The 12,986-nt window shown below is 73.3% G+C and carries 12 protein-coding genes; 7 read left to right on the forward strand and 5 right to left on the reverse strand.

Translation table 11 applies throughout. The features are described from left to right. Window positions 1–63: 63 nt before the first annotated feature. Together OG550_RS11565 and OG550_RS11570 are read right to left on the reverse strand one after the other, a co-directional pair. The gene (locus OG550_RS11565) at window positions 64–522 is read right to left on the reverse strand and encodes a peroxiredoxin (protein ID WP_327676626.1); all 459 of its coding nucleotides are present in this window, start codon (window positions 520–522) and stop codon (window positions 64–66) included. 229 nt (window positions 523–751) lie between these two features. Then, window positions 752–1,189, reverse strand: a complete 438-nt coding sequence (locus tag OG550_RS11570; protein ID WP_327676628.1) for a DUF3052 domain-containing protein — start codon at window positions 1,187–1,189, stop codon at window positions 752–754. 516 nt (window positions 1,190–1,705) lie between these two features. Between OG550_RS11570 and aceE the strand changes: the two genes are divergently transcribed. The 3 genes from aceE to OG550_RS11585 all read left to right on the forward strand — a co-directional run bounded on the left by aceE (window position 1,706) and on the right by OG550_RS11585 (window position 5,963). Beyond that, window positions 1,706–4,456, forward strand: a complete 2,751-nt coding sequence (gene aceE / locus OG550_RS11575) for a pyruvate dehydrogenase (acetyl-transferring), homodimeric type (RefSeq protein WP_327676629.1) — start codon at window positions 1,706–1,708, stop codon at window positions 4,454–4,456. A gap of 188 nt (window positions 4,457–4,644) precedes the next feature. Continuing rightward, the gene (locus OG550_RS11580; protein ID WP_327676631.1) at window positions 4,645–5,085 is read left to right on the forward strand and encodes a nitroreductase/quinone reductase family protein; all 441 of its coding nucleotides are present in this window, start codon (window positions 4,645–4,647) and stop codon (window positions 5,083–5,085) included. Between the two features lie 83 nt (window positions 5,086–5,168). Next, the gene (locus tag OG550_RS11585; protein ID WP_327676633.1) at window positions 5,169–5,963 is read left to right on the forward strand and encodes a hypothetical protein; all 795 of its coding nucleotides are present in this window, start codon (window positions 5,169–5,171) and stop codon (window positions 5,961–5,963) included. Window positions 5,964–6,049: 86 nt separating this feature from the next. Here the strand turns inward: OG550_RS11585 and OG550_RS11590 are convergent, their stop codons facing one another. The 3 genes from OG550_RS11590 to OG550_RS11600 all read right to left on the reverse strand — a co-directional run bounded on the left by OG550_RS11590 (window position 6,050) and on the right by OG550_RS11600 (window position 8,462). Then, the gene (locus OG550_RS11590; RefSeq protein WP_327676635.1) at window positions 6,050–6,508 is read right to left on the reverse strand and encodes a type II toxin-antitoxin system VapC family toxin; all 459 of its coding nucleotides are present in this window, start codon (window positions 6,506–6,508) and stop codon (window positions 6,050–6,052) included. Then, window positions 6,490–6,738, reverse strand: coding sequence for a hypothetical protein (locus OG550_RS11595; protein ID WP_327676637.1), 249 nt, complete (start codon window positions 6,736–6,738; stop codon window positions 6,490–6,492). Before OG550_RS11595 ends, OG550_RS11590 begins: the two co-directional genes overlap by 19 nt. Window positions 6,739–6,857: 119 nt before the next feature. Beyond that, a complete protein-coding gene (locus tag OG550_RS11600; RefSeq protein ID WP_327676640.1) occupies window positions 6,858–8,462 on the reverse strand; it encodes an MFS transporter in 1,605 nt (534 codons plus the stop codon). Window positions 8,463–8,678: 216 nt separating this feature from the next. On the opposite strand from OG550_RS11600, the gene OG550_RS11605 reads away from it, so the two are divergent. From OG550_RS11605 to OG550_RS11620, 4 genes are all read left to right on the forward strand, one after another. Next, the gene (locus OG550_RS11605; protein WP_327676642.1) at window positions 8,679–9,380 is read left to right on the forward strand and encodes a TetR family transcriptional regulator; all 702 of its coding nucleotides are present in this window, start codon (window positions 8,679–8,681) and stop codon (window positions 9,378–9,380) included. A gap of 171 nt (window positions 9,381–9,551) precedes the next feature. Beyond that, window positions 9,552–10,880 (forward strand): sensor histidine kinase, encoded by a 1,329-nt coding sequence (locus OG550_RS11610; RefSeq protein ID WP_327676644.1) that lies wholly within the window; start codon window positions 9,552–9,554, stop codon window positions 10,878–10,880. Between the two features lie 32 nt (window positions 10,881–10,912). Continuing rightward, on the forward strand, window positions 10,913–11,587 hold the full coding sequence (locus OG550_RS11615; protein WP_327676646.1) for a response regulator transcription factor: 675 nt from the start codon (window positions 10,913–10,915) through the stop codon (window positions 11,585–11,587). Between the two features lie 146 nt (window positions 11,588–11,733). Then, window positions 11,734–12,912 (forward strand): alpha/beta hydrolase, encoded by a 1,179-nt coding sequence (locus tag OG550_RS11620; RefSeq protein ID WP_327676648.1) that lies wholly within the window; start codon window positions 11,734–11,736, stop codon window positions 12,910–12,912. Window positions 12,913–12,986: the final 74 nt, after the last annotated feature.

Consider the following 12,986-nt stretch of genomic DNA (forward strand, 5'->3'; position numbering starts at 1 on the left):
CGGGGCACCGGGGCACCGGGGCACCGGGGCACCCAGGGACGCCCCGGCACCGTCCGCAGGGGCTCAGAGCGCGCCGAGGACCTTCAGGTACTCCTGCTCGTCACGGGCGTCCGGCAGGCCGTTCACGACGCTCCAGCGGACGACGCCGGCCTTGTCGATCACGAAGGTGCCCCGGACGGCGCAGCCCTTCTCCTCGTCGAAGACGCCGTACGCCCGGGAGACCTCGCCGTGCGGCCAGAAGTCGGAGAGCAGCGGGAAGTCCAGCCCCTCCTGGTCGGCGAAGATCCGCTGGCTGAACGGCGAGTCGTTGGAGAGGCCGAGGACCTGCACCTCGTCGTTCTGCAGGCGCGGCAGCTCCTTCTGGATCGCGCAGACCTCGCCGGTGCAGACGCCGGTGAAGGCGAACGGGTAGAAGACCAGGACGACGTTCTTCCCGCCCCGGAAGTCGGAGAGCCGGACCAGCTCGCCGTGCTGGTTCTTCAGCTCGAAGTCCGGAGCCTCGGTGCCGATCTCGATGGCCATGGTGGGACCTTTCTGACGCGAAGGAGCCGCGCTGCGGGGCGCGACGAGCGCAATCCTTGCATTTCGTCGGGCCCGGTTCGGCCGGACGGGTGAGGGCTGGGCCGTCCGGGGCCGCCCCTTTCGCCCTGGGCGAACGCCCCTGGTCGGAGCCTCCGAGCCGGAACGCAAAAGGACCGGGCCCCGCCGGAGGAAGCTCCGGCGGGGCCCGGTCGGGCCCGTCAGGGGATGCTCAGCGCTTGGCCGGCCTGGCCGTGGACTTGGTCGCCAGGCGGGTCGCCGCCCAGTCCTTGGCCACCGCGATGGAGCTGGTCTGGGAGAGGCCTGCGGTCCGGGCGGCGTCGGCGATGTCCGAGGCCTCGATGTGGCCGTCCCGACCGGTCTTCGGGGTCAGCAGCCAGATCAGGCCGCCCTCGGCCAGGTATTCCAGGGCGTCGACGAGGGCGTCGGTGAGATCCCCGTCGTCGTCGCGGTGCCACAGCAGGACGGCGTCGGCGACGTCGTCGTAGTCCTCGTCGACGAGATCCGTACCGGTGATCTCCTCGATGCCCTCGCGGAGATCCTGGTCAGTGTCTTCGTCGAACCCCAGCTCCTGGATGATCTGGCCCTCATCGAAGCCAAGACGAGCTGCCGGGTTGGACTTGTCCGCGGGGTCCGCGGTCGCGCTCACGGGAATAACCTCCAGTATTCGGCTCGGCATCCATGCCGAGGCTGTGGCCGTAGTCCACACGGGCGCGGCGGTTCGCGCAAGTACCCGACCCCCGATCCCCTCCAAAGGTTGACGTGTCGCACCGGGACACGCCGTGCGACGTGTCGCGAATCACACCGATTTGCCCTTCTCTGCGTAGGACAAGGATGCTTCGGGAGGTCCCGGTCCGCAGGCCGTACGCACGCCCGAGATGCGAACGGCATTCGGGTCCGCGCGTGCGCGGGCGTAGAGTCTCCTGTTGGCCCTCACCCCGGCCGTCCGCCATCGGACGGGCGGGCAACCAGGTCGGACCACCTCTTTTCGTAACACCCGGGGGTGCGCGGCCCGGACGATGCTGTCCGAACCGCACACCTCCAGACCGTTCCTTCTGTCAGGGGGAGCGGTTACCGATCGGTAGAGATGACGGATCTCCGAGCGCGGTAGCACGATGGAGGCGGCGCGACACACCTCAGTTTCGACCGACAGTGAAGGAACAGCGTGGCTTCCGGATCCGATCGCAACCCGATCATCATTGGCGGCCTTCCGAGTCAGGTCCCGGACTTCGATCCCGAGGAGACCGCGGAATGGCTGGAGTCGCTCGACGCGGCCATCGACGAGCGGGGGCGCGAGCGTGCCCGCTACCTGATGCTGCGGCTGATCGAGCGCGCCCGCGAGAAGCGTGTCGCCGTGCCCGAGATGCGCAGCACGGACTACGTCAACACCATCGCCACCAAGGACGAGCCGTTCTTCCCCGGTAACGAGGAGATCGAGCGCAAGATCCTCAACGCGACCCGCTGGAACGCCGCGGTGATGGTCTCCCGGGCACAGCGCCCGGGCATCGGCGTCGGTGGCCACATCGCCACCTTCGCCTCCTCCGCGTCGCTGTACGACGTGGGCTTCAACTACTTCTTCCGCGGCAAGGACGCCGAGGGCGAGTCGGGCGACCAGATCTTCTTCCAGGGTCACGCCTCCCCCGGCATCTACGCCCGCGCCTTCCTGCTGGACCGGCTCACCGAGCAGCAGCTCGACGCCTTCCGCCAGGAGAAGTCGAAGGCCCCGTACGGCCTCTCCAGCTACCCGCACCCGCGGCTGATGCCGGACTTCTGGGAGTTCCCGACCGTCTCGATGGGCCTCGGCCCGCTCGGCGCGATCTACCAGGCCCGGATGAACCGCTACCTGGAGCACCGCGGCATCAAGGACACCTCCGACTCGCAGGTCTACGCCTTCCTCGGCGACGGCGAGATGGACGAGCCCGAGTCGCTCGGCCAGCTGTCGCTGGCCTCCCGCGAGGGCCTGGACAACCTGACCTTCGTGGTGAACTGCAACCTGCAGCGCCTCGACGGCCCGGTCCGCGGCAACGGCAAGATCATCCAGGAGCTGGAGTCGCAGTTCCGCGGCGCCGGCTGGAACGTGATCAAGCTGGTCTGGGACCGCAGCTGGGACCCGCTGCTCGCGCAGGACCGCGACGGCGTCCTGGTGAACAAGCTGAACACCACGGTGGACGGCCAGTTCCAGACCTACGCGACCGAGTCCGGCGCGTACATCCGCGACAGCTTCTTCGGCGGCGACCTGCGGCTGCGCAAGATGGTCGAGTCGATGACCGACCAGCAGATCCAGCACCTGGGCCGCGGCGGCCACGACCACCGCAAGATCTACGCGGCGTTCAAGGCGGCCCGCGAGCACAAGGGCCAGCCGACGGTCATCCTCGCCCAGACCGTCAAGGGCTGGACGCTGGGCCCCAACTTCGAGGGCCGCAACGCCACCCACCAGATGAAGAAGCTGACGGTCGAGGACCTGAAGCGCTTCCGCGACCGGCTGCACCTGCCGATCACCGACAAGCAGCTGGAAGAGGGCTACCCGCCCTACTACCACCCGGGCCGCGGCTCGGAGGAGATCCAGTACATGCACGACCGCCGCCAGGAGCTGGGCGGCTACGTGCCGACCCGCAAGGTGCGGCCGCGCGCGCTGGAGCTCCCGGGCGACGACGCGTACAAGGCGGTCAAGAAGGGGTCCGGCAACCAGACCATCGCCACCACCATGGCGTTCGTCCGGGTGCTCAAGGACCTCATGCGGGACAAGGGCATCGGCAACCGCTTCGTGCCGATCGCGCCCGACGAGTACCGCACCTTCGGCATGGACTCGCTGTTCCCGTCGGCGAAGATCTACAACCCGCTCGGCCAGACCTACGAGTCGGTCGACCGCGACCTGCTGCTGGCGTACAAGGAGTCCCCGACCGGGCAGATGCTGCACGACGGCATCTCCGAGGCCGGCTGCACCGCCTCGCTGATCGCCGCGGGTTCGTCCTACGCGACCCACGGCGAGCCGCTGATCCCGGTGTACGTCTTCTACTCGATGTTCGGGTTCCAGCGCACCGGCGACCAGTTCTGGCAGATGGCCGACCAGCTCGCCCGCGGCTTCGTGATCGGCGCCACCGCCGGCCGCACCACGCTGACCGGTGAGGGCCTGCAGCACGCCGACGGCCACTCGCACCTGCTGGCCTCGACCAACCCCGGCGTCGTCTCGTACGACCCGGCGTACGGCTTCGAGATCGCGCACATCGTGCAGGACGGTCTCCGCCGGATGTACGGCTCCAGCGCCGAGCACCCGCACGGCGAGGACGTGTTCTTCTACATGACCGTCTACAACGAGCCGATCAAGATGCCGGCCGAGCCGGAGAACGTCGACGTCGAGGGCATCCTCAAGGGTCTGCACCGGTACGCGCCCGCCACCGCCGGCCAGGTCCCGGCCCAGATCCTCGCCTCCGGCGTGGCCGTGCCGTGGGCCCTGGAGGCCCAGCGCATCCTCGCCGAGGAGTGGAACGTCAAGGCCGACGTCTGGTCCGCGACCTCCTGGAACGAGCTGCGCCGCGACGCGGTGGAGGCCGAGGAGTTCAACCTGCTGCACCCCGAGGAGCAGCAGCGCGTCCCGTACGTGACCCAGAAGCTCCAGGGCGCCGAGGGCCCGTTCGTCGCCGTGTCCGACTGGATGCGCGCGGTGCCGGACCAGATCGCCCGCTGGGTGCCGGGTCAGTACCAGTCGCTGGGTGCCGACGGCTTCGGCTTCGCCGACACCCGCGGTGCGGCCCGTCGCTTCTTCCACATCGACGCGCAGTCGGTCGTGCTGAGCGTGCTCACCGAGCTCGCCAAGCAGGGCAAGGTCGACCGCAGCGCGCTGAAGGACGCGATCGACCGCTACCAGCTGCTGGACGTGGCCGCGGCCGACCCGGGCGCCGCCGGCGGCGAAGCCTGAGCACCTGACAGGTCCTGAGGGCCGGTCCTCCCCTTTCCGGGAGGGCCGGTCCTCCGCCTTTCCCGCCCCTGCGCCCCTGCTCCCTCCCGCTCTTGCGGTGTGACTCCGGTCACAGTCGCTTGAACCTCACACCGGTGTCAGCTCCTAGGCTCGTCCCGACGAACCGGACCAGTCCAGGAGGGTCTCCGATGAACGCCGTCCACCCCGAGCCCGCCCCCGGCGGCAACGACTACAACCGCGCCGTGATCGACGAGTTCCGCGCCTCGGCGGGCGTGGTCGGCGGCGACTTCGCCGGCAAGGACCTGCTGCTGCTCACCACCCGCGGCCGGCGCAGCGGCGAGGCGCGCACCACCCCGCTGGTCTACCTGCGGGACGGCGGCCGCGTGGTCGTCTTCGCCCTGAACGGCGGCGCCCCGGCCGACCCGCTCTGGTACCGCAACCTCGCGGCCGCCCCGGAGGTCACCGTCGAGCTCGGTGCCGACCGCTTCGCCGCGCACGCCGTCCCGGTCGACCCGGAGGAGCACGAGGGCCTCTGGGCACGGCAGATCGCCGTCGAACCGCTGTTCGCCGACTTCCGCGCCCGCACCACCCGCACCGTCCCCCTCGTGGAACTCCGCCCCGCCGCCTGAGACCGTCACCGGCTCCCTCTTAACCTTCCCGAGAGTCCCGCTTAAGGTGGGACCAAGGGACCCAAGGGGAGGGGGCCGGTTCCGTGCGCACACCGAGGACGGGGGCCTTCCCCTTCGCGATCCTGGTCGGCCTGACGGCGGGCGGCCTGGTCTGGCAGCTGTTACCGACCCCCGACGAGTTCGGGCGGCCGTCGGTGGCCCTGCCCGCCCCGGAGCGGCCGCCGGCCGGCCTGCTGCCCGTGCCCGTCCCCACCCCGACGCCCGCCCCGGCGCCCTCCCCCGAGTCCGTGCCGGCGCCGCTGCCGCAGGACCCCGCGGGCCCGGCGCCGGAGCCGGAGCCGGAGCCGTCCGCGCCCGATGCGGCCGACGAACCCGCGCCGCCCGCTCCGTCCGCCCGCCCGCTGACCGCGGGTCTGGCCGGCGCCCCGGCGGCCGCGGTGCCGCCCGCCACCCTTCCGAACGCCTCGCCGCCGCCCCCGCCGCCACCTCCGGCGCAGACCGCCCCGACGGCCCCCGCCGCTCCGGCGGGCCCTCCCCCGCCCCCGGCCCCGCCGGTCACCCCGGTCGTACCGGTCACCCCGGCTCCCCCGGTGACGGACTCCGGCGCCTGGGTGCCCGACACCGACGAGTCCTTCACCGACTGGTCCACCGAGGAGTCCTCGACCGAGGCGCGGCCGCCCGTGACCGTCCTCCCCCCGCCCGCCCCGGCACCCGGCGCCGGCGGCCACCACCTGGCCCCCACCCCGCCGCCCACCGGCCCCGGCATCGCGCAGGTGCCCGAGGGCCAGTCCGAGGAGGAGTACTGGGCCGCCCAGGAGGAGCTCTGGGCGAAGGCCGAGGAGGCCTGGCGCCAGGCGGAGGCCGAGCAGCCCCGCTGACCCACCCGCCACCCACGCACGCGGCCCCGGACTCCGACGAGTCCGGGGCCGCGCGGGCCGTGCAGGGCGGGTCGGCCCGCTCGTCGTCAGACGGTGATCACGCGCGGCTCGTCCAACCCGTCCAGCTGACCGGCCGCCTGGCACAGCTTGGGAATGTGCGAGGCGTCCGAGGTGACCAGTCGCACCGGAGGCTCGGACAGTGCTGCAGTGGCGACCACCAGCGCGTCCACCAGGCACTCGTGCCCGTCCAGCCCCGAGGTGTCGAGCAGCGCCCCCGCCGCCTCGATCACCCGGTCCGACACCGGGGCGACGGTGTACCGCGCGAGGAGGAACTTCAGCCGCTCACCGACTCGCCCGGTCCGGCGGACTTCCAGGGGCGTGATGGCACTGACGACCACCGGGGCCGAATCCTGCTCGGCGGCAGCGATCAGGGCAGCCACACGACCATCGCGCTCGGCGTCCAGCGACAGCGCCTGGGCATCGAGGACCACCGTCCCGCACCGGCGCGGGGAGGCCTTGGCCCGGGTCAGGCGCTGGCGGCCCATGCTTCCTCCGCCCATTGCCGGTCGGCATCGGTGACGTGACCGTGCGCCTCGTTGTCCTCCACGACCTCGCGCAGCTTGGCCATGGCGACCCAGTGCTCCAAGGCCTCTGCCACCACGGCGGAGAACCCGTTCTTATCAGTGCGCTGTTCCACCTCGGCGGCGAGATCGGCCGGGAGCGAGATCGACCGTCTGACGGCGAGGGGCGTTTCCGGGGTCGGTTCAGCAACCATGCGCGAAGGGTAACACCACGCGTGTCAATAACTCAAAGTGTTCATCTGATCGCCATTAGTACACATGCGCGGCCCCGGACTCCGACGAGTCCGGGGCCGCGCGGGCTGTACGGGGCGGGTCAGATGTGCACGGCGGGGCCGGCGTCGGTGGCGCCCCGGCGGGTGAGGAGGCCGAGGAGCGCGGCGGCGAAGGCGACCACGGCGGCGACCGCGAAGGCGAGCGACATGCCGCTGACGAACGAGTCGTGGACGGCGCCGGCCATCGCGTCGACCGCCTGCTGCGGGGTGCCGGCCGGAGCGGGCGGGGCGATGCCGAGCTGGGCGGCCTGGTTGAGGCCCTCGGACTGGGCGGGGTCGACCGGCGGCAGACCGGCCTTCTCCCAGTTGCCCGGCAGCACGTCGGTGACCCTGGCGGCCATCAGCGCGCCCAGCACGGCGGTGCCGAGGCTGCCGCCGACCTGCATCGCGGACTGCTGGAGGCCGCCGGCCACGCCGGACAGCTCCATCGGGGCGTTGCCGACGATGACCTCGGTGGCGCCGACCATGACCGGGCTGATGCCCAGGCCCATCAGGACGAACCAGAGCGCCATCGCGCCGTTGCCGGAACCGGCGTCCAGGGTGGCCATGCCGATCATCGCGGTGGTGGTGATCAGCATGCCGGCCACGATCGGGATCCGCGGGCCGAGCTTGCCGATGGCGACGCCGGCCACCGGCGAGCCGACGATCATCATGCCGGTCATCGGCAGCAGGTGGACGCCCGCCTCGACCGGCGACATGCCGTGCACGTTCTGCAGGTAGAAGGTGACGAAGAAGATCGCGCCGAAGAACGAGAAGGCCATCAGCACCATCAGCAGGGTGCCGGCCGACAGCGGCAGCGAGCGGAACAGGCCGAGCGGGATCAGCGGCTCGCGGGCCGCCCGCTGCCAGAACGCGAAGAGCGTCATCAGCACCACGGCGCCGCCCAGGAAGAGCAGTGTGGAGAGGTCGCCCCAGCCCCACTCGGGGGCCTTGATGATGCCGAAGACCAGCGCGAACATGGCCGCCGAGAGCAGCACGATGCCGGGGACGTCGAAGGACTTCGCGGCGTTCTCGGCGCGGACGTCCTTGAGGATCCACAGGCCGAGGGCCAGCGCGATGAGTCCGACCGGGATGTTGATGAAGAAGACCGACTCCCAGCTGACGTGCTCGACCAGCAGGCCGCCGACGATCGGGCCGGCCGCGGTGGAGGCGCCGATCACCCCGCCCCAGATGCCGATCGCCATGTTGAGCCGCTCGGCCGGGAAGGCCCCGCGCAGCAGGCCGAGCGCGGCCGGCTGGAGCAGCGCGCCGAACAGGCCCTGGAGGACGCGGAAGGCGATCACGGTCTGGATGTTCCCGGCGAAGCCGATCGCCGCCGAGGTGGCGGCGAAGCCGACCGCGCCGACCAGGAAGGTGTTCTTGTGGCCGAACCGGTCGCCGATCTTGCCGGCGGTGATCAGGAAGACCGCGAGGGCGAGCAGGTAGCCGCTGGTGACCCACTGGATCTCGGAGGGCGCGGCCTTGAGGTCGGCCTGGATCACCGGGTTGGCGATCGCGACGATCGTGCCGTCCAGGGCCACCATCATCACGCCGACGGCGACGGTGAGGAGGGTGAGCCAGGGGTGCCCCTTGAGGCCCCTCCCGGCGGACGGCGCGGCCGGCGGCGGTACGTCCGCCTCGGCGCTCTTGACGACGGACTGGCTCATCTGGGCCCTCCGGGGGCTGACTGCGGCGAACGTGGTCGTGGCGCCCCGGCCCACCCGTCCCCACGAGTGCCCCGGCCCGACGGGCGCCACTCCGGCAGATTATGTCAGTGACTGACATTCGGCAAACACTGACTTCTGGCCGTGGCTGACATTTGTCACACGGCTAGAGTTGTGCCCCGACACCCCAGCCGCACCACCGTCCGGAGGGCACCCGCCATGGCCGCTCAGCCCGCACCCCCCGCCACCGCCCCGGCCGGCCGGGCCCCCGGCGGCCCGGAGCCGGAGCCGGGCCCCGGACTGCGCGAGCGCAAGAAACGGCGCACCCGGGACGCCCTGATCGAGGCGGCCCACCAGCTGTTCCTCGGCCAGGGCTTCGCCCGGACCACCGTCGACGAGATCGCGGCCGCCGTCGACGTCTCGCAGCGCACCTTCTTCCGCTACTTCGCCAACAAGGACGAGGTCGCGCTCGCCGTCCTCGCCGACGCCGAGGACTACTTCATCGACCGGCTCCGGGCCCGCCCCGCCGACGAGAACCCGCTGCAGGCACTGCGCGCCGCGATCGTCGAGTCCTGGCGCGAACTGGGCTCCCCGGACCGCACCGGCCCCGGCTCGGTGACCAGCGCGCTCGAACTGATCCGGATGATCGAGGACACCCCCACCCTGCTCGCCGCCCACCTGCGCCGGGTCACCGAGCAGGAACGCGTGGTCGCCCGGGTGATCGCCGAGCGCGAGGGCCTCGACCTCACCCGGGACCTGCGGCCCGCCGTGATGGCCGCCGTCTTCGGCGGCGTGCTGCGCGCCGCCCACCTGTCCTGGACCGCAGACCAGGAGGAGGACGGCCCGGACGGCATGATCGCTCTGATCGGCCGCCACTTCGACCAGCTCGGCCCCACCCTGGCCGGCGACTGGCGGCGCTGAGGCGCACCGGGACGCGCCGGGGCCCACCGGGACGCGCCGGGGCCCACCGGGGCGCACCGGGGTCCGACTCCCGGGTCATACCGGGGTATCACCCCGGGCCCCGGCACGGCCCGAAAGTTCTGCCCACGGTCCGACGACGGGCGGACGGCGCCGCTCCTAGGCTGGCCCGCGATGAAGACGCTCAGCAAGGCCACCGCCCGGACGACAGCCCACCGCCTGCTCGGGACCCTCCGGCACCACCTCAGCACGCCCACCGGAGGGCACGCCCCCCTGCTCGGCGACTCCCCGCGCCGCTGGCGGCGGCGCCTGCCGTACCTCGTCGCCCTCGTCCTCCAGGCCTCGCTGATCCCCACCGGGATCACCGTCCTGACCGGCTCCTTCGACGTGGCCCTGCCCGTCGCCGCCGCGCTCACCCTCGCGCTGACCGCCCCGCTGCTGCTGGCGGTCACCCGCCCGCTGGCCGCGTGGTGGATCGGCGCCGCCGCCCTGGTCGCCACCGCCGCCGTCACCGCCCGGCACGACCACACCGGCGGCACCTGGCCGTGGTCGGCCCCGATGATCCTGGCCTACCTCTTCCTGCTGCTCGCGCTCGCCCTGCGGGAGAGCCGGGCCACCCTGGTCGCGGTCTGGGTCGCCACCGTGCTGCTCACCGGGCTCACCCTCACCCTCGGGCTGCCGCGCGGCGGCGACGGCACCACCGTGCTGCTGCCCGCGCTCAGCGGCGCCGTGCTGCTGTTCGGCTGGTCGTTCCGGGACCGGGCCGAGGCCCGGCGGCTGCTCGTCGAGCAGGAGCACATCAGCGAGGCCGAGCGGGAGCGGCGGACCCTGCTGGAGGAGCGCGCCCGGATCGCCCGGGAGCTGCACGACGTGGTCGCCCACCACATGTCGGTGATCGCCGTGCAGGCGGCCAGCGCGCCCTACCGGATACCGGGCGTCCCGGCGGACGCCGCCGAGGAGTTCACCGCGATCGCGGGCACCGCGCGCGAGTCGCTGGCCGAGATGCGGCGGCTGCTCGGCGTGCTGCGCAGCGAGGAGTCCGGCGCCGAGAAGGCGCCGCAGCCGGGGGTCGGCCAGCTCGGCCAGCTGGTCGAGACGGTCCGCCGGGCGGGGGTGGCGGCCGAACTGGCGGTCGACGCCGACCTGGCCGACGAGCTGCCGCCGGCCGTCGACCTCTCCGTCTACCGGATCGTCCAGGAGGCGCTGGCCAACGTGGTCCGGCACGCCCCGGGCGCCGGCGCCTGGGTCTCGCTGACCGTCGCGGACGCGTCCCTGCTGGTCACGGTGGTGAACGCGGCCCCGCCCGAGCGGGCGGAGTCGCTGGAGTCCTCGGCCGAGGGCACCGGTCACGGGCTGGTCGGCATGCGCGAGCGGGTCCGGCTGCTGGACGGCCGGCTGGACACCGGGCCGCTGCCGGACGGCGGCTTCAAGGTGGCCGCCGTCCTCCCGCTCGACGGCCTGACGGATACTCGGTCCACCGGCACCCCGCCGGCCCGGCCGTAGCAGCGGCCGGACGACGACCGGGAGACCACCGCATGACCATCCGCGTGATCATCGTCGACGACCAGGCGATGGTGCGGGCCGGTTTCGCCGCCCTGCTCAACGCCCAGAGCGACATCGACGTGGTGGGGGACGCGGCGGACGGCGCGCAGGCCCTGGAGGTGACCGGCCGCACCCACCCCGACGTGGTGCTGATGGACGTCCGGATGCCCGTGATGGACGGCCTGGAGGCGGCCCGCCGACTGCTCGACCCGGCCGTACCCGGCGCGCACCGCCCGAAGGTGCTGATGCTCACCACCTTCGACGTGGACGACTACGTCTACGAGGCGCTGCGGGCCGGGGCCAGCGGGTTCCTGCTCAAGGACGCGCCGCCGGCCGACCTGATCGCCGCCGTCCGGGTGGTCGCGGCCGGCGAGGCGCTGCTCGCCCCTTCGGTGACCCGCCGGCTGATCGAGGACTTCGCCCGGACCAGGCCCGCCAGGCGCCGCGACCCGAAGCTCCGGCTCAACGGGCTGACCCCGCGTGAGACCGAGGTACTGGAGCTGATCGCCCGCGGCCTGTCCAACCAGGAGATCGCCGGCCGGCTGGTGCTCGCCGAACAGACCGTCAAGACCCACATCGGCCGCATCCTGGCCAAGCTCGACCTGCGCGACCGCGCCCAGGCGGTCATCCTCGCCTACGAGTCCGGCCTGGTGACGCCCGGCCAGTAGGGCCTCCCCCAGCCCCCACGGTGGGGAAAACCCCAGTGATACCCGGGTACCACCCGGGAGTTGGCCCCGCGGAGTGACGTCCGCGGGGCCGTCGCGTTCCTACCGTCCTCCCCGTCGAGACCGAACGGACGAGGGAGAGAACGGACATGCGGCAGCAGCCCACCCGGCGGCGCAACCGGCGGCGCGACGAGCAGCGGCCCCGACGGATCCGGCGGTCGGTCGCCGCCGCCGGCCTGGTGCTGGCCGCCCTCCTCGGAGCGGGCGGCTGGACCGCCGCCGGCCGGCCGGCGGTGACCGGGCCGCCGCCCGGCACGGCCGCCTGGACCGCGGACACCACCCTCGGCCTGCGGCTGCCCGACCCGGCCACGGCCGCCCCCGCCGAGGTGGCCGCCTTCTTCGACCGGCTGCCGCCCGCCGCCCGGGACGCGCTGGCCGTCCGCCACCCGCTGGTGGTCGGCAACCTGGACGGCGCGCCCGTCGGGCTCCGCTACCGGGCCAACGAGTCCGCGCTGGCCGAGGAGCTCGGGCGGGAACGGGCCCGCGCCGCCGACCCGTCGCTCACCCCCGGGGACCGGGCCGCCGCCCGGGAGCGCGCCGAGCGGTACCGCACCCTGCTCGACGGGGCGCAGCAGGGCGGCCGGCGGTTCCTCGCCTTCGACCCGCGGGGCCGCGGCCAGATCGCCGAGGTGTACGGCGACCTGGCCGCCGCCCGCCGGACCGCGGTCGTCGTCCCCGGCTCCGACATCGACCTGCGCACCTTCGACCGCGCCGGCGACCCGTACGGCACCCCGGCCGGGATGGCCCGCGCGCTGTTCGGGGCCACCGGCGGGCAGACCGCGGTGGTCGCCTGGGCCGGCTACACCACCCCGGTCGGGATCGGCCCGGACGCCGCCACCGAGTCGCTGGCCGAGGCCGGCGCCGTCCGGCTGGCCCGGCTGCTCGACGGGCTCGCCGCCACCACCCGACCCGCCGCGCCGGCCACGGTGTTCTGCCACAGCTACGGCTCGGTGGTCTGCGGGCTGGCCCGGCCGGGGCCGGAGCGGTCCTCGGGCGTGGTGGTGCTCGGCTCGCCGGGCCTGGGCGTCGACTCGGCCGCCGACCTGGACCCGCGGGTGCCGCTGTGGGCCGTCGAACGGAACGGCTCGGACTGGATCGGCAACGTGCCCTTCGTCCGGTTCCTCGGCCTCGGCCACGGCGCCGACCCGACCGGCCGGGGGTTCGGCGCCCGCCCGCTGCCGGCCACCGGATCGCACGGCCACACCGGCTACTTCGCCCCGGGCACCGCCTCGCTGGCCGCCTTCGCCGACGTCGCGCTCGGCCGCTGACCCCGGCCCGGCACCTCAACGCCCGGCCCGCCCGGCCCACCAGGCCCGCCGCCCGGCGTCTCCGGCCAAGCGCC

The sequence above is a fragment of the Kitasatospora sp. NBC_00458 genome, from assembly GCF_036013975.1.
Taxonomy (GTDB): domain Bacteria; phylum Actinomycetota; class Actinomycetes; order Streptomycetales; family Streptomycetaceae; genus Kitasatospora.